14 protein-coding genes are annotated in these 14,550 nt (G+C 71.5%); 7 read left to right on the top strand and 7 right to left on the bottom strand.

Annotated features, from left to right (window positions below):
• Positions 1-57: 57 nt before the first annotated feature.
• Positions 58-447 carry an Rv2175c family DNA-binding protein gene (locus AB0K35_RS20115; RefSeq protein WP_091408069.1) on the bottom strand — a complete coding sequence of 130 codons (390 nt, stop codon included), beginning with the start codon at positions 445-447 and terminating at the stop codon, positions 58-60.
• Between the two features lie 188 nt (positions 448-635).
• On the opposite strand from AB0K35_RS20115, the gene pknB reads away from it, so the two are divergent.
• On the top strand, positions 636-2,624 hold the full coding sequence (gene pknB / locus AB0K35_RS20110) for a Stk1 family PASTA domain-containing Ser/Thr kinase (protein WP_238667404.1): 1,989 nt from the start codon (positions 636-638) through the stop codon (positions 2,622-2,624).
• Positions 2,624-3,493, top strand: coding sequence for a deoxyribonuclease IV (locus AB0K35_RS20105; protein ID WP_363886792.1), 870 nt, complete (start codon positions 2,624-2,626; stop codon positions 3,491-3,493). Before pknB ends, AB0K35_RS20105 begins: the two co-directional genes overlap by 1 nt.
• Positions 3,494-3,635: 142 nt before the next feature.
• Here the strand turns inward: AB0K35_RS20105 and AB0K35_RS20100 are convergent, their stop codons facing one another.
• The 4 genes from AB0K35_RS20100 to AB0K35_RS20085 all read right to left on the bottom strand — a co-directional run bounded on the left by AB0K35_RS20100 (position 3,636) and on the right by AB0K35_RS20085 (position 8,577).
• Complete coding sequence (locus AB0K35_RS20100) at positions 3,636-4,670, bottom strand: GntG family PLP-dependent aldolase (RefSeq protein ID WP_238667406.1); 1,035 nt, start codon at positions 4,668-4,670, stop codon at positions 3,636-3,638.
• Positions 4,671-4,772: 102 nt separating this feature from the next.
• Positions 4,773-6,179, bottom strand: a complete 1,407-nt coding sequence (locus tag AB0K35_RS20095; RefSeq protein ID WP_363886789.1) for a class II 3-deoxy-7-phosphoheptulonate synthase — start codon at positions 6,177-6,179, stop codon at positions 4,773-4,775.
• A gap of 87 nt (positions 6,180-6,266) precedes the next feature.
• On the bottom strand, positions 6,267-6,770 hold the full coding sequence (locus AB0K35_RS20090; protein ID WP_238667407.1) for a nuclear transport factor 2 family protein: 504 nt from the start codon (positions 6,768-6,770) through the stop codon (positions 6,267-6,269).
• A gap of 181 nt (positions 6,771-6,951) precedes the next feature.
• The gene (locus tag AB0K35_RS20085) at positions 6,952-8,577 is read right to left on the bottom strand and encodes a glycosyl hydrolase family 18 protein (RefSeq protein WP_354942554.1); all 1,626 of its coding nucleotides are present in this window, start codon (positions 8,575-8,577) and stop codon (positions 6,952-6,954) included.
• 167 nt (positions 8,578-8,744) lie between these two features.
• On the opposite strand from AB0K35_RS20085, the gene AB0K35_RS20080 reads away from it, so the two are divergent.
• The 5 genes from AB0K35_RS20080 to AB0K35_RS20060 all read left to right on the top strand — a co-directional run bounded on the left by AB0K35_RS20080 (position 8,745) and on the right by AB0K35_RS20060 (position 13,036).
• Complete coding sequence (locus AB0K35_RS20080) at positions 8,745-9,236, top strand: glutathione peroxidase (protein ID WP_363886786.1); 492 nt, start codon at positions 8,745-8,747, stop codon at positions 9,234-9,236.
• A gap of 354 nt (positions 9,237-9,590) precedes the next feature.
• A complete protein-coding gene (locus AB0K35_RS20075; protein WP_238667410.1) occupies positions 9,591-10,265 on the top strand; it encodes an NADPH-dependent F420 reductase in 675 nt (224 codons plus the stop codon).
• Between the two features lie 447 nt (positions 10,266-10,712).
• Positions 10,713-11,384 carry a methyltransferase domain-containing protein gene (locus AB0K35_RS20070; RefSeq protein WP_363886783.1) on the top strand — a complete coding sequence of 224 codons (672 nt, stop codon included), beginning with the start codon at positions 10,713-10,715 and terminating at the stop codon, positions 11,382-11,384.
• Between the two features lie 108 nt (positions 11,385-11,492).
• Positions 11,493-12,362 (top strand): DUF4397 domain-containing protein, encoded by an 870-nt coding sequence (locus tag AB0K35_RS20065; protein ID WP_238667412.1) that lies wholly within the window; start codon positions 11,493-11,495, stop codon positions 12,360-12,362.
• Positions 12,359-13,036: a class F sortase gene (locus AB0K35_RS20060; RefSeq protein WP_238667413.1), complete on the top strand. Its 678-nt coding sequence runs from the start codon at positions 12,359-12,361 to the stop codon at positions 13,034-13,036. Before AB0K35_RS20065 ends, AB0K35_RS20060 begins: the two co-directional genes overlap by 4 nt.
• 211 nt (positions 13,037-13,247) lie before the next feature.
• Here the strand turns inward: AB0K35_RS20060 and AB0K35_RS20055 are convergent, their stop codons facing one another.
• Together AB0K35_RS20055 and proC are read right to left on the bottom strand one after the other, a co-directional pair.
• A complete protein-coding gene (locus AB0K35_RS20055; RefSeq protein ID WP_238667414.1) occupies positions 13,248-13,598 on the bottom strand; it encodes a DUF2203 domain-containing protein in 351 nt (116 codons plus the stop codon).
• A 46-nt stretch (positions 13,599-13,644) separates the two neighbouring features.
• Complete coding sequence (gene proC, locus AB0K35_RS20050; RefSeq protein ID WP_238667415.1) at positions 13,645-14,463, bottom strand: pyrroline-5-carboxylate reductase; 819 nt, start codon at positions 14,461-14,463, stop codon at positions 13,645-13,647.
• Positions 14,464-14,550: the final 87 nt, after the last annotated feature.

Raw genomic sequence — 14,550 nt, 5'->3', positions numbered from 1 at the left:
GGCCTTCGCCTCGGCGTGCCGCGCCACCAACCTCATGATCAACGCGGGGGTACGGAGTTAGAAGCCCTGGGCCTGGGCTCGGCGTTTCACCTCGCGGGCCTGATCGCCGGAGAGTGCGGCGGCTGGGGTGGCACCGGGGAGGGTGTCGTCCGGCTCGTAGAGCCAGCGCAGGACGGCCTCGTCGTCGTAGCCGTTGTCGGCGAGCAGGTTGAGCACGCCGGGCAGGTGCTTGAGCACGGTCTGGTTGGCAACCAGGTCCGCTGGGATCCGGCGGACGCCGTCGCGGCGGACCGCCAACAGCTCCCGGTCACGGATCATCTGGTGCACCTTGCTGATCGACACGTCGAGGCGTTCGGCGACGTCGGGCAGGGTCAACCAGTCGGCCGGGTCGGTGGGGCCGGCGAGCTCCAGGCCGGGAGCGGCCTGGTCGGGTACGGGTTCGGTCACCCGACAACCCTGCCACGCCGCCGCCGCGACGAGCCACCGGCACCCCGGGCGGCCCTTCTGCGTCCTCTTCCCTGACTGTCGCTGACCAGCGAACAAGGGGCGGGAAACGCGTCGGGAGGGACCAGTTCGGTGTACGGCTGTAGCATCCTGTTCATCCTTCACCCTCTGGACACATAGACTGCCTGCCGATGGACACTCAGGTCGCCGACACGTTGCTGGGCTCGCTGATCGACGGGCGCTACCGCATTCGCGGTCGCGTGGCCCGTGGTGGCATGGCGACCGTGTACACCGCCACCGACGAACGCCTCGAGCGCACCGTCGCTGTCAAGATCATTCACCCGACCCAGGCGAGCGAGGCCCGGGCCCGGATCGCCAACTTCGTGGCCCGGTTCACCGACGAGGCGAAGACCATCGCCCGGCTGACCCACCCGAACGTGGTGGCGGTCTACGACCAGGGCACGCACGCCGGCCTCCCGTACCTGGTGATGGAGTACGTCCGTGGCCGCACGCTGCGTGACGTGCTGGCCGAGCGTCGCCGGCTCAACCCGGACGAGGCGCTGGCCATCGCCGAGCAGATGCTCGCCGCGATCGCCGCCGCGCACCGGGCCGGTCTCGTGCACCGCGACGTCAAACCGGAGAACGTGCTGGTCGCGGAAGCGCCTACCGGTGGCGTCGCCAACCTGGTCGACAGCGTGGTGAAGGTGGCCGACTTCGGGCTGGCCCGGGCGGTCGAGGCGAGCGCCGACGAGGAGCAGGGCAACCAGCTGATGGCCACCGTGGCGTACGTCGCCCCGGAACTGGTCACCGAGGGCCGCGCCGATCCGCGCACCGACGTCTACTCGGCCGGCATCGTGCTGTTCGAGATGCTCACCGGCCGGGTGCCGTACGACGGGGACCGCCCGGTGGACGTCGCCTGGCAGCACGTCGACCGGGACGTGCCGGCGCCCTCGACGCTGGTGCCGGGCCTGCCGTCGGTCCTCGACGACCTGGTGCAGCGGGCCACCCGCCGCGACCCGGGAGCGCGGCCCGCCGACGCTGGCGCGTTGTTGGCCGAGGTGCAGGTGGCCCGGGATCGTCTGGGCGACGCCAACAGCCACACCGCAGTACTCCGCCCGGTCAGTGACGCACCGTCGCTCTCCCAGCCGACCATGATGGTGGCGACGCTCCAGCCGGCCAACCGCCCGTCGTGGGCACGACTGCCCGAGGGCGCCAGCAGCCAGGGGCCGGGGCGGCGTCGCGCCGCCCCGGAGCCGGCGGAGGGCCTGGGCGCCCGGCTCGCCGTGCTGCGCAGCACGGTGCTGAGCAACCCCCGTGGCCGGCTGGCCGTCGCGGCGGTCGTCGTGACGCTGGGCCTGGTGGCCGCGCTCGGGGGTTGGTGGTTCGGCGTCGGCCGCTACACGGACGCTCCGCAGCTGGTGAGCCTGAGCAAGGCCGAGGCGCAGGCGAAGGCCGACCGCGCCGGGCTTCTCGTCAAGTACGCTGAGCCGCGCTTCGACGAGAAAGCCCCGAAGGACAGCGTGCTGGAGCAGAACCCGGCGTCCGCTGCCGAGATCGTCAAGGGTGGCACGATCACCCTGACCCTCTCCCTCGGTCCGGAGCGTTTCCCCGTACCGGATGTGATCGGCAAGGAGTTCGAGCTCGCCGAGGCGGACCTGGTCAACGTGAAGCTGGTGGTGGCCAAGGGCACCCCCCGCTACGACGACAGCCTGCCGGCCGGGGTCGTGGTGGAAAGCTCCCCCAAGGTGGGCACCGAGGTCAAACCCGGAGCGAAGGTCACCCTCATTCTGAGCCGGGGCAGGGCGCCGGTGACGGTGCCGAACCTGGTCGGCAAGAGCCTGACCGACGCCCGGACGACCCTGGCCCAGCTCAACCTGGTGCTGAAGGAGAACTACAAGGACTCCGACAAGCCGAGGGACGAGATCCTCGGCCAGAGCCCCGCCGATGGCGCCGGCGTGGAGAAGGGCACCGAGGTCAAGCTGGACGTCAGCAAGGGCCCGCCGCTGGTCGTCATGCCGCGGGTGATCGACCTGCCGTGCCAGCAGGCCAAGCAGGCGCTGGAGGGCCAGGGCTACCCGGTGACGATGGCGATCAACCCGAACGCCGTGGTCCGGATCCAGATCCCGGGCGAAAATTCGCAGGTGGCGCCCGGCACCCCGGTCACACTGACGTGCTTCTGATGCCGCCGACCTCCGCGCGGCCGGTGGGCACGCACACTCCGACCTCGGGTGGGCTGGCGAAGGCTGCCCTGCCGTACGCCGACGCGACCGGTGCGCAGGTGGTGCAGGTCTACGTCTCCAACTCGCGAGGCTGGGCGCTGCCCAACGGCGACCCGGTACAGGACGCGCTGTTCCGCGACGGTTGCGCCGAGCGGGGCATTCCCGCGTTCATCCACGCCGCGCTGCTGGTCAACCTCGGCTCGCCCACCCCGGCCACCGTCGAGAAGTCGGGTCAGACGCTGGCCCACGCGCTTCGTCGGGGCGTGGCGATCGGCGCGCGCGGGGTGGTGTTCCACGCGGGCAGTTCGGTGGACGAGGGGCACGCCGAGGCGGCGATGGGACAGGTCCGCGAGGTGTTGCTGCCGCTGCTCGACTGGGCTGCTGACGCTGGTGGGCCGATGTTGCTTGTCGAGCCGAGCGCCGGCGGTGGCCGGTCACTGGCCTCCCGGGTCGAGCAACTCGGCCCCTACCTGGACGCGGTGGACGGGCATCCCATGCTCGGGGTCTGCTTCGACACCTGCCACGCCTGGGCGGCCGGCCACGACCTGGCGGCCGAGGGCGGCATGACGTCGACGCTGGACACCCTGGTGGCCACTGTCGGCGCGGACCGGCTGCGGCTGATCCACGCCAACGATTCGAAGGACCTGTGCGGCTCCACCCGGGATCGGCACGAGAACATCGGCAAGGGCAGCATCGGCGAGCCCGCCTTCGCCGAGCTGATGGCGCACCCGGCGACCGCTGGCGTCCCGATCGTGGTGGAAACCCCCAGCGAGAAGCACGTGGGCCACGCCGCCGACATCGCCACCCTCACCCGCCTGTCCCACCCGTAACCCACCCACCCCTCCCTACCAACTCCCCGCCCGGCGTCCCCGGCCCACCGGGTGATCATGAAGTTATTGTCATGACACGCCGATCCGAGTGGCAATAACTTCATGATCACCGGGGGTGGGGTGGGGTGGGGTGGGGTGGGTTTTAGGCTGCGGCGAGGATGCGGGGTAGGGCTGCCAGGGCGCGGTCGATGTCCGCGTCGCTGAGGCCCAGGTGGGTGACCAGGCGGGCGGTACGGGGGCCGAGCACCGAGATCAGTACGCCCTCGGCCCGCGCCGCGGCGGCCAGGGCCCGCGCGTCCAGGGTGTGCTTGGTGAGGTCCAGCGCGACCAGGTTGGTACGGACCGTGGTGGCCAGCACACCGAACGGCGCTACCGCCTCGGCGAGCCGGGCCGCCTTCGCGTGGTCGTCGGCCAACCGGTCGATGTGCTGCGCGAGCGCGTACCGACCGGCGGCGGCGAGAATGCCGGCCTGGCGCATGCCCCCGCCCATCCGCTTGCGGATCAGCCGGGCACGTTCGATCTTCTCCGCGCTGCCGAGCACCAGCGAACCGACCGGCGCGCCGAGGCCCTTGGAGAGGCACACCGACAGCGTGTCGAAGAGCCGGCCGTACTCGATCAGCGGCACCCGGTCGGCGACGTGCGCGTGCCAGATCCGGGCGCCGTCACAGTGCAGCGCGACGCCCGCCTCGTCAGCGACCCCGCGCAGATCCCGCAGGGTCGCCAGCGGAATCACTCCGCCGCCGCCGCGGTTGTGGGTCTGCTCGACGGCGATCGCGCGGGTGGGGACGGCGAAGTAACCGTCCGGCCGGATCATCCCGGCCACCACCTCCGGGTCGATGTCCGCGCCCACCGCAGGCCAGGTCCGGGAGGAGATCCCGCCGTACGCGGCCGCGGCGCCGATCTCGTACGTGACCACGTGCGCGTCGGCGTCGCAGAGCAACTCGTCGCCGGGCGACACCAGCAGTTGCAGGGCGATCTGGTTCGCCATCGAACCACTCGGGGCGAACAGCGCCGCCTCGTGCCCGAACAACGCGGCTACCTCGGCCTCCAGCGCGTTGACGCTCGGGTCCTCGCCGTAGACGTCGTCACCGACCTCAGCGGCGGCCATCGCCTCCCGCATCCCGGCGGTGGGTCGGGTCACCGTGTCGGACCGCAGGTCCACGAACAGATCAGGCACTGTCATCCCTTTCAACTGCCAACTGGCAAACTGCGGGCTCGCACGCTCAGCCCCGCGTCAGCCATGGTCATCCTCTGACTTGCCGGCTGCGGGCTCACACGCTCAGCCCCGCAGCATTTCCGCTACGAGGAACGCCAACTCCAACGACTGCTGGGTGTTCAGACGCGGGTCGCAGGCGGTCTCGTACCGGTCGGGCAGGTCGAGATCCTCGATCCCCTGGGCGCCGCCGAGGCACTCGGTGACGTCCGCGCCGGTCAACTCGACGTGCAGGCCGCCGGGGTGGGTGTCCAGCCCCCGGTGCACCTCGAAGTAGCCGAGCACCTCGTCGACGATGCGGTCGAAGTGCCGGGTCTTGTAGCCGTTCGACGACTCGTGCGTGTTGCCGTGCATCGGGTCGCACTGCCAGACCACCTTGGCCCCGGCGGCTGTGACCTTGGCGACGATCGGCGGCAGCGCGTCGCGTACCCGGTGGTTGCCCATCCGGCTGATCAGGGTGAGCCGCCCGGGGATGTTGTCCGGGTTGAGCTTCTCGCACAACTCGATCGCCTCGTCCGGGGAGGTCGTCGGGCCGAGCTTGACCCCGATCGGGTTGGCGATCCGGGAGATGAAGTCGATGTGCGCCCCGCTGATCTGCCGGGTGCGCTCGCCGATCCACAGGAAGTGCCCGGAGAGCCCGTACGCCCGACGGTCGGAGACCCGGGTGAGCGCCCGGTCGTACTCCAGGGCCAGGGCCTCATGGGAGCAGTAGAGCGTGACGGTGCGCAACGCCTCGTCGTCGGTCATGCCGCAGGCCCGGATGAAGGCCAGCGCCCGGTCGATCTCCCGGGCGATCGCCTCGTAACGCTCCCCCGCCGGGGAGTTCTTCACGAAGCCCTTGTTCCAGTCGTGCACGGCGTGCAGGTCGGCGAGCCCGCCGGCGAGGTACGCCCGGAGCATGTTCATCGCCGCCGCAGAGTTCGCGTACGCGCGGATCATGCGCTGCGGGTCGGCGACCCGGGCGGTCGGGTCGGCCTCCAGCGAGTTGATCATGTCGCCGCGGTACGCGGGCAGGCCGCGGGCGTCGGTCGGCAGCGAGCGGGGCTTCGTGTACTGCCCGGCCACCCGGGCGACCTTGACCACCGGCAGCGACGCCCCGTAGGTGAGCACGATCGCCATCTGGAGCAGGGTGCGGGCGTTGGCCAGCAGGTGGCTCTCGGTGTTGTCCACGAACGTCTCGGCGCAGTCACCACCCTGCAGCAGGAACGCCTTGCCCTCGCAGACCAGGGCGAGCTTCTGTCGGAGTTGGTCCACCTCGTAGGGCGCGACGACCGACGGCACCGTGTCGAGGACCTTGCAGACCGCGGCCACGGCAGCCGGGTCGGACCACGGCGGAACCTGCTCGCGGGGCAGCTCCCGCCATCGGTCCAGACCGAGCGCGGCGTCCTCGGCGGAATCGACTGTCGGTCGGCTGGTCTGCAGGCCCGGGCTGCCCACAGCGGGATGGCTCAACTGATGCCACTCATGGCGCATGTCAGAAAGCGTACGGCGACGGTAGCGGTGGCCGGGCGGCGAGGGGGACGGTTCCGGCAGATGGGAGATCAATCTGCCGGACGCCGGTCAGGACGCGGGGGTGGGGGCGACGCCGGTCGGCGTCGGGGCGACGGGCCCACCCGGCGCTTCGCCGGCGATGCACCAGTCGCTTCCGTCCCGGGTGACGGTGAAGATCAAGGGCCGGATGACGGTGCGCTTGCCGACCGCGACCGAGACCGAGACGCGGACCTCCTGCCCGAGCGGACCGGACCGAATGTCCGTGATGGCCGCCTCCGGCACCTGGAAGTGGTCGGCGAAGTCGCCGTTGGGGCCGGTGGCGCCCAGGTCGAAGCCGTCGTGCAGCAGAGCGCAGAGCTGGCTGCGGCCGGCGTCGACGTCCTTGGCGGCCATCGCGTCGAGGTACGCCTGCACGCGCTCGCGGGAGCGGGTGGTGGCCTCCTCGGCGGGGGCTCGGGCCGGCTTGGCGGCGGACTTCTCGTCCTTGTCGCCGATCCCGCAGCCGACCAGGGCAACCGGTAGCAGCATCAGCCCGGCGGCGGTCGCCGCCAGCCTGCGGTGTGTCGGGCGCATGATCACCTCCGTTGGCGGTGAGATCGAGACGTGCCGAGCCGCGAGTCTGCCACATCCGGCTGACCGAGCCCAACGGCGGCGGCCCGGCCGACGCTGGGCGTCGACCGGGCCGCTGTGTCACGGGCGGGAAGGGACGGTGCGGGCCCCTTCCCGCCGTGTGGGTGGTGCGTCGGCCCTCGGCTCAGCCGAGACCGCCCTTGATGGCGCCGATGAGCTCGCCGTTGCTCGTGTCACCGGAGAGCTCCCAGAAGAACGCGCCACCGAGGCCCTGGTTGTTCGCGTACGTCATCTTGCCGTTGATGGTCGACGGGGTGTCGTAGCTCCACCAGTTGCTGCCGCACTTGGCGTACGCGGTGCCGGCGATCGTGCCGGTGGCCGGGCAGGTGTTCTTGAGGACCTTGTAGTCCTCGATGCCAGCCTCGTAGGTGCCCGGCGCCGCACCGGTGGCGCTGCCACCCGGAGCGGCCTGGGTGACACCGGTCCAGCCCCGACCGTAGAAGCCGATGCCGAGCAGCAGCTTGTTGGCCGGGACGCCCTTGCTCTTGAGCTTCTGGATCGCCGCGTCGGAGTTGAAGCCCTGCTGCGGGATGCCGGTGTACGAGGTGAGCGGTGAGTGCGGTGCCGTCGGACCCTGGGCGGCGAAGGCGCCGAAGTAGTCGTAGGTCATCGGCATCAGCCAGTTGAGGTTGCCGATGGCGCCGGCGTAGTCGGTGGCGTCGATCTTGCCGCCGTTGCTGCCGTCCGCGGTGATGGCGGCGGTGACCAGGGCGCTGGACCCGAACTTCGACCGCAACGCGCTGATCACGTTCTTGAACGCGTTCGGGCCACTGCTGTCACAGCTCAGACCGCAGGCGTTGGGGTACTCCCAGTCGACGTCGATGCCGTCGAAGACGTCCGCCCAGCGCGGGTCCTCGACCAGGTTGTAGCAGCTCTCGGCGAACGCGGCCGGGTTCTGCGCGGCCTGGGTGAAGCCGCCGGACCAGGTCCAGCCACCGAACGACCAGATCACCTTGAGGTGCGGGTTCAGCTGCTTGAGCTTGCGCAGCTGGTTGAAGCTGCCGCGCAGCGGCTGGTCCCACGTGTCGGCGACGCCGTCCACGCTCTCCGCCGCGGTGTACGCCTTCTCGTAGTCGGCGTAGCTGTCACCGATGGCGCAACGGCCACCGGTGGTGTTGCCGAAGGCGTACAGGATGTGGGTCAGCTTGGCGGCCGAGCCGCTGGTCTGGATGTTCTTGACGTGGTAGTTGCGCCCGTAGACGCCCCACTCGGCGAAGTAACCGACGATCTTCTTGCCGCCCGGGTTCGGCGGGTTGGTGGTCGGCGGTGGCGTGGTGGGCGGAGGGGTGGTGGGCGGCGTCGTCGTCGGTGGGGTGGTGGTCGGCGGAGTGGTGGTCGGCGGGGTCGTCCCGCCGCCGCACGCGGCACCGTTGATGGTGCAGTTCAGCGGTGCCTTGTAGGCGCCGCTGCCGTTGTAGCCCCAGCTGAACGAGGCGCCGGGGGCGATGCCGCCGGCCCAGCTCTTCTTGACCGCGACGTAGTGGTTGCCGCTGCTGGTGACGTCGGCGTCCCACGCGCTGCTGATGGTGGTGCCCGACGGCAGGTCGAACTCGATGCGCCAGGTGGTGACGGTGGCGCTGGAGCCGTTGGTGACCGTCACCCTCGTCTCGTGACCGGTCCCCCAGTCCTGCGCCTTGGTGAAGGTGGTGGTGACCGTGCCGGCGCCGAACGCGGTGGTCACCGGCACCGCTGCGACGGTCACGGCGACCACGGCACCGGCCCAGAGGGCCCGGCGGAGCGATCTTTTCATGAGGCGTCTCCCGAACTGTTAGGAAACTTTCCAAAAGAGATGGTGAGACGGTACTCACGGCGTCATCAGTTCGTCAAGATGCGCATGTTTCGATTTCTCCTGGTGCACGGAGTGCTCACGCTGCGCCCACCCCGGGTCGACAGCCGACCGGCGCGTAGCCTCGGCCCATGACCGTCTTCGACATCCCGATCGACGCCCTCAACGGCGGCCCCGCCGACCTGGCCCGCCACCGTGGCAAGGCGTTGCTGGTCGTCAACGTCGCCTCCCGCTGCGGCCTCACCCCGCAGTACGCCGGCCTCCAGACGCTCGCCGACTCCTACGCCGACCAGGGCCTCGTGGTGCTCGGCGTGCCGTGCAACCAGTTCGCCGGACAGGAGCCGGGCAGCGCCGCCGAGATCAGCGACTTCTGCCAGGTCAACTACGGGGTCACCTTCCCGCTGACCGAGAAGGTCGACGTCAACGGGCCCGACCGGCACCCGCTCTACGCCGCGCTCGTGGACACCCCGGACGCCGACGGGCACACCGGTGACGTGCGCTGGAACTTCGAGAAGTTCCTGGTGGCCCCGGACGGCTCGGTCGCCGCCCGCTTCGCCCCCACTGTCACGCCCGACTCCGACGACCTGCGCGCCGCCATCGAAAAGGCCCTCCCCACCCCCTGACACCCCGGGGCGCTCCACGGTGCCGCCTCGATCCCGCTCGAACATGGATGTAGTGGCCTCCCGTCTCTCGGACGCCACTACATCCAGGATCCAGCGTGATCTCGCCGGGTCGACTCCGCGAAACGACAGGCGGTCCGCCCCGCTCGTCACCGGAGAGTGGCACGTCAGCGGGAAGCCGGTCGGCGACCAGCACGAGCAGTACGTTGTGCAGGACTGGCCTGCGCCGCCACCCAGGCACCCGCCGGGACGGCGTAGGTCGCGACCAGCCTGAGAAGTCGCCCGGCGGCGAGCAAACCGAATAACCCACCAGGCTGGTCGGGAATGCGTCGCGGGTGGACGGAGTTGGGAACAAGCATGACAACTGTGGGACTGATCGGCAGTGGCAACATCGGCGGCACCGTGGCCCGGCTGGCCGTCGACGCCGGCTACGACGTGGTGCTGAGCAACTCGCGGGGCCCGGAGACCCTCACCGACCTGGTGGAGACCCTGGGCGAGCACGCCAGCGCCGGCACCACGCAGGACGCGGCGCAGGTCGGCGACCTGGTGGTGGTCAGCGTGCCGCTGAAGGCGTACCGCGCGGTGCCCGTGGAACCGCTGGCCGGCAAGGTCGTCATCGACACCAACAACTACTACCCGCAGCGCGATGGCGCCTTCCCGGAGCTGGACTCCGGTGAGATCACCAGCAGCGAGTTGCTCCAGCGACACCTGCCGGGCTCGCGAGTGGTCAAGGTATTCAACAACATCTACTTCAAGGGCCTGGCCGCGCTCCCCCGGCCGACCGGCGCGGCCGACCGCAGCGCCCTCGCGATCGCCGGTGACGACGCCGCCGCAAAGGCCGAAGTGACGGCCTTCCTGGACCAGATCGGCTACGACGCGGTCGACGTCGGCCCGCTGGCCGAGGGGTGGCGCTACCAGCCGGACACCCCGGCGTACGGCACGCTCTACTCCGCGAGCCCGACCGACTGGGAGCACCCGGCCCAGGGCGACGCCGCGAAGCTGCGCGCCGCCCTGGCCGCCGCCACCCGCTGAGCAAGGCCAACCGCCGCCCTCCCCGCGACCGCCTGTCGGGTGGTCGTGCGGAGGGCGGCGGCGAGTTCGTCGTCGTAGCTGGCGATCGGCTGCCCGTCCGCGACGAGCCGACCGTGGGCCATCGTCGCCGACCGGAACGAGAACGTACGCGAACCCGGGTACGCGGCGAGCAGCGGAATGACCCGGGGTGCTCCACCGCCTTGGCGGGGAGTACCAGGGGTTGCCGAACGCGACGCTGAGCAACGCGAAGGCCGGCAGGACCACCAGTCCCGCGCAGGCGACCCGGGCCAGCACCCGCCAGCGGGACCGTCGAAACCACGTGTCCCCTGCATCGACCTTCGTCACTACGCCTGCTCAGTAGCCACACGTGAGCAAACGCAAACGCCCCACTTCTGCCCTCGGAAGAACTGGTGTCGCGGGTGGGGTGTCGATTCGTAGCCTCGGCGAATGGGGACGACGAACACACCGGCGTACGACGCCCACGCGGACTGGTACGAGAGCTTCATCTCCGGCGGCGGCGACTATCTGCGGCGGGTGCACGCGACGGTGTCGGACCTGCTCGGCGCGGGCGAGGGCCCCTGCCTCGACATCTGCTGCGGTACCGGCGCGCACGCGTCGGTGCCGGCGGGTCTGGGTTGGACGCCGGTGGGCGTGGACCTGTCCGGCGGGCAGTTGCGGCACGCGCGAGGGCGGTTGCCGGTGCTCCGGGGTGACGCGGGTGCCCTGCCGGTCGCCGACGCGTCGCTGCCGGCCGCGATGTGCGTGCTGGCCAGCACCGACCTGCCCGACTACCCGGCCGTGCTGCGCGAGGTCGCCCGGGTGCTGCGTCCCGGCGGGCGTTTCGTGCACGTGGGTGTGCACCAGTGTTTCGTGGGCGCGTTCGCCGACTGGAGTCAGCATCCGCGTGTCGTCGTCGACGCGCGGTACGCCGACCGGTCGCGCAGCTTCGACAGTTGGAACGCCAGCGGCGTGCGCGTACGGGTGGGTGCCTGGCATCTCCCCCTCGCCGATCTGATCAACGCGACCGTTGTCGCCGGCCTGCGGCTGGTCCGGGTCGTCGAGGCGGGCCCGGGCGGAGTCCCCGACCTGTTCGGCCTCCTCGCCCTCCGCGATCGGTAACGGCAGCCGACAAAACATCGCTGTGGCAACTTGCGCCACAGTCCTGTTCACGGGACCCTGTTCTCTGGGTTGCTGCCCGCTCACCGAACGTGCTCCCCCGGAGGCGACATGCACACGCTCCGTACCGTTCCCCGCCGGCTGCTGGCCGGTTCCGGCGCGCTCCTGCTCGGCACCGCCCTCGCCACCGCCGCCATTCCGGTTCCGGCGAACGCCGCGACCGGAGCGGACACCGTCGGATACGTCCGGCTCGCGCACCTCTCCCCGGACACCCCGGCGGTGGACGTCTACCTTGCCGCGCCGGGCGCGGCCAAGCCGCAGGTCTTCCCCGGCGTCGGTTACGGCGTGGTCTCCGACTATCTCGAACTCGCGCCGGGCCGGTACGCGGTGGCCATGCGCGAGGCCGGCGCCCCCGCCAGCGACCCCCCGGTGCTCACCACCGAGGTCGCGGTGACCAGCGGGAACGCCTTCACTGTGGCAGGTGTGGGCCGGCACGCCGACCTCGGCCTGCGGGTGCTCAACGACGACCTCAGCGCCCCCACCGACGGCCGCGCCAAGGTGCGGGTCGTCCAGGCGTCGGTGCGGACCCCGGTGCTCGACGTGGCCGCCGCCGACGGCCCGATGATCGCCGACGGGGTGCAGTTCGCGACCACTACCGACTACCAGCAGGTCGAGCCGGGCAGTTGGCGGCTGAAGCTGACGGGTGCCGGCGGGCCGAGCACCGACGCCGAGGTGCGGCTCACCGGTGGCGCGGTCTACTCGCTGCTGGTGCTCGACGCGAAACAGGGCGGGCTCACCGCCGAACTGCGCCGCGACGCCGAGGGCGGCACCGTCGTCCCGGCCGGCGGGGTGGACACCGGTGCCGGTGGCGCCGCCGGGGCCGGGCTCGACGCGTACCCGGTGGTGGCCGGCGGTCTGGCCGTGGCGGCCGGCGGAGTGGCTCTGCTGCTCTGGCGTCGGCGGCGGCGCACCACCTGGTGAACGCCGGGCCGGACCCGTCGATCCGGCGCCACCGTGAGCGCCGGATACCGCTGGCCGCGCTGGTAGCGGCCGGCGCGGCGGTCTGCCTGGCCGCCGCCACCGGGGTCGGGCTGGCCACCACCGGCCCACCACCGCCGGTGGCGAGCTGGCACCCCGGCTGCGGCGACGACTGCCCGTCGGTGGCCGCCGCGCCCACGCCACACGGTCCACCCACGCGGGTACGCGTACCGCGCATCGACGTCGACTCACCGCTCACGGTGCTGGGTCTGGACAGCGCCGGTGTGCTGATTCCGCCTACCGACTTCCACACCGCTGGCTGGTACGGCGGCGGCCCGGCCCCGGGCGACACCGGTCCGGCCGTACTCGCCGGGCACCTGGACTCACGACGCGGGCCGGCGGTCTTCGCCCGGCTCGGCGAGCTACGGCCCGGCGACGTGGTGGAGGTGTGGCGTGGCGGGCAGCGGTTGCCGTTCCGGGTGACCGGGTCGCTGCGTACCCGAAAGGACCAGTTTCCGACCGCAGTGGTCTACGGCCCGACACCCGGCGCGGAGCTGCGTCTGGTCACCTGCGGGGGCGACTTCGACCGGCGGCGGGGCCACTACGTCGACAACGTGGTGGTGTTCGCTGTGACCGAGGCCCCCGACCCGGTCCTGCCGACGTCCGCGGCCGGCTGAGCCGCGCACCCGGCCGGCATGGGCCAGCGCCGCGAGGTCCCGGCCCGCCGCGTGATCAACTCGGGTTTAAGGAAGTCGCGGTGTCCGGCGTGCCCGGACGCCGCGACTTTCAGGATCCCGAGTGGATCAAGCCCTCAACCCGGCGGCCTCGCTCCGCCTCGGCGCGGGCCAGCACGGCAGGCCGCGCGGGCCCCGGCGCCAGGGCCTGGGGTCAGAGAGGGCGGCGGCCGGCGAAGCCGCACTCTGCGCGGTGGTACCAGCGCACGTCGGAGTCGCCCTCCAACCAGCACCAGAGCACGGCGCGGCCGGCCCGCTCACCGGGAAAGTCCAGTAGCACCGGAGCGATGCCCTTGACCTGGATGTCGTGCTGGTGCAGCTCGTCGACGACGGCGTGCAGCCGAGCTTCCAGTGCCTTGTCCTCGGCCAGCCCGCCGAGCGCGCTCACGCCGTGGTCGGCCAGGTCGGCGCGCAACTCGGCCAGGTCGGCCCGGACCCGGATCAACTCGTCTACGCGCGGTTGCAGGGTGGCCACCAGGTGCCGGGCCTGGGCGAGTGTGAACACCGGGCCAGTATGCGGCACGTACGGCCCCGTGGCCCGCCCCGACCGCTCAGTCGGCCTGTGCCGCCAACTCGCGGGCGCGATCCCGGGCGGCCTCCAACGCGGCGAGCAGCGCCGCGCGTACGCCGTGCTTCTCCAGCTCACGAATCGCGGAGATGGTGGTGCCGGCCGGCGACGTGACCGCCTCGCGCAGCTTGACCGGGTGCTCGCCGGAGTCGCGCAGCATCACCGCCGACCCGATCGCGGTCTGCACGATCAACTCGTGCGCCACCTGACGGGGCAGCCCGAGCAGGATCCCCGCGTCGATCATGGCTTCGACCAGCAGGTAGAAGTAGGCCGGGCCGGAGCCGGAGAGCGCGGTGACCGCGTCCTGCTGCGATTCGGGCACCCGGATCGTCTGGCCGAGCGGCTTGAACATCTCCTCGGCCAGCGTGAGGTGCGCCCCGGTGGCGTGCGCGCCGGCGGAGATCGCGGTCATCGCCTCGTCGACCAGCGCCGGGGTGTTGGTCATCACCCGCACCACAGGGGTGCCCTCGGGCAACCGGCGGCTGAAGAAGCTGGTGGGCAGACCCGCACACAGCGAGATGACGAGCTTGTCGGCCGGCACCTTGGGGCCGATCTCGTCGAGGAGCGCGGCGGCGTCCTGCGGCTTGACCGAGACCGCGAGCACCGCCGCCTCGTCCACGGCGGTCAGGTTGTCGACCACCCGTACGCCGTACCGGGCGGTCAACTCCTGGGCGCGAGCGGGTCGGCGGGCGGTGGCCAGCAGCCGGTCCACCGGCCATCCCGAGCGCAGCAGCCCGGAGAGCATCAGCTCACCGATCTTGCCCGCGCCGATCACCGCGACCGTGTGCACTCCGGCTGACATGTCGGCCCGTACCCCCTCGCATTGGGTCGCGGGGGGGGGGGGCCCCGGGCCCCCGCCCCCCCCCCCGAGGAGCAGCAGGGAAAAAAA

It is taken from the genome of Micromonospora sp. NPDC053740 (assembly GCF_040677775.1).
GTDB lineage: Bacteria > Actinomycetota > Actinomycetes > Mycobacteriales > Micromonosporaceae > Micromonospora > Micromonospora alfalfae.
This window is presented reverse-complemented; position numbering and strand designations above follow the sequence as displayed.

Excerpts from the sequence above, each read along its gene's own strand:
- pknB (WP_238667404.1), top strand. The coding sequence starts at position 636 with ATGGACACTCAGGTCGCCGACACGTTGCTGGGCTCGCTGATCGACGGG.
- AB0K35_RS20105 (WP_363886792.1), top strand. The coding sequence starts at position 2,624 with ATGCCGCCGACCTCCGCGCGGCCGGTGGGCACGCACACTCCGACCTCG.
- AB0K35_RS20095 (WP_363886789.1), bottom strand. The coding sequence starts at position 6,179 with ATGCGCCATGAGTGGCATCAGTTGAGCCATCCCGCTGTGGGCAGCCCG.
- AB0K35_RS20090 (WP_238667407.1), bottom strand. The coding sequence starts at position 6,770 with ATGCGCCCGACACACCGCAGGCTGGCGGCGACCGCCGCCGGGCTGATG.
- AB0K35_RS20085 (WP_354942554.1), bottom strand. The coding sequence starts at position 8,577 with ATGAAAAGATCGCTCCGCCGGGCCCTCTGGGCCGGTGCCGTGGTCGCC.
- AB0K35_RS20080 (WP_363886786.1), top strand. The coding sequence starts at position 8,745 with ATGACCGTCTTCGACATCCCGATCGACGCCCTCAACGGCGGCCCCGCC.
- AB0K35_RS20075 (WP_238667410.1), top strand. The coding sequence starts at position 9,591 with ATGACAACTGTGGGACTGATCGGCAGTGGCAACATCGGCGGCACCGTG.
- AB0K35_RS20070 (WP_363886783.1), top strand. The coding sequence starts at position 10,713 with ATGGGGACGACGAACACACCGGCGTACGACGCCCACGCGGACTGGTAC.
- AB0K35_RS20065 (WP_238667412.1), top strand. The coding sequence starts at position 11,493 with ATGCACACGCTCCGTACCGTTCCCCGCCGGCTGCTGGCCGGTTCCGGC.
- proC (WP_238667415.1), bottom strand. The coding sequence starts at position 14,463 with ATGTCAGCCGGAGTGCACACGGTCGCGGTGATCGGCGCGGGCAAGATC.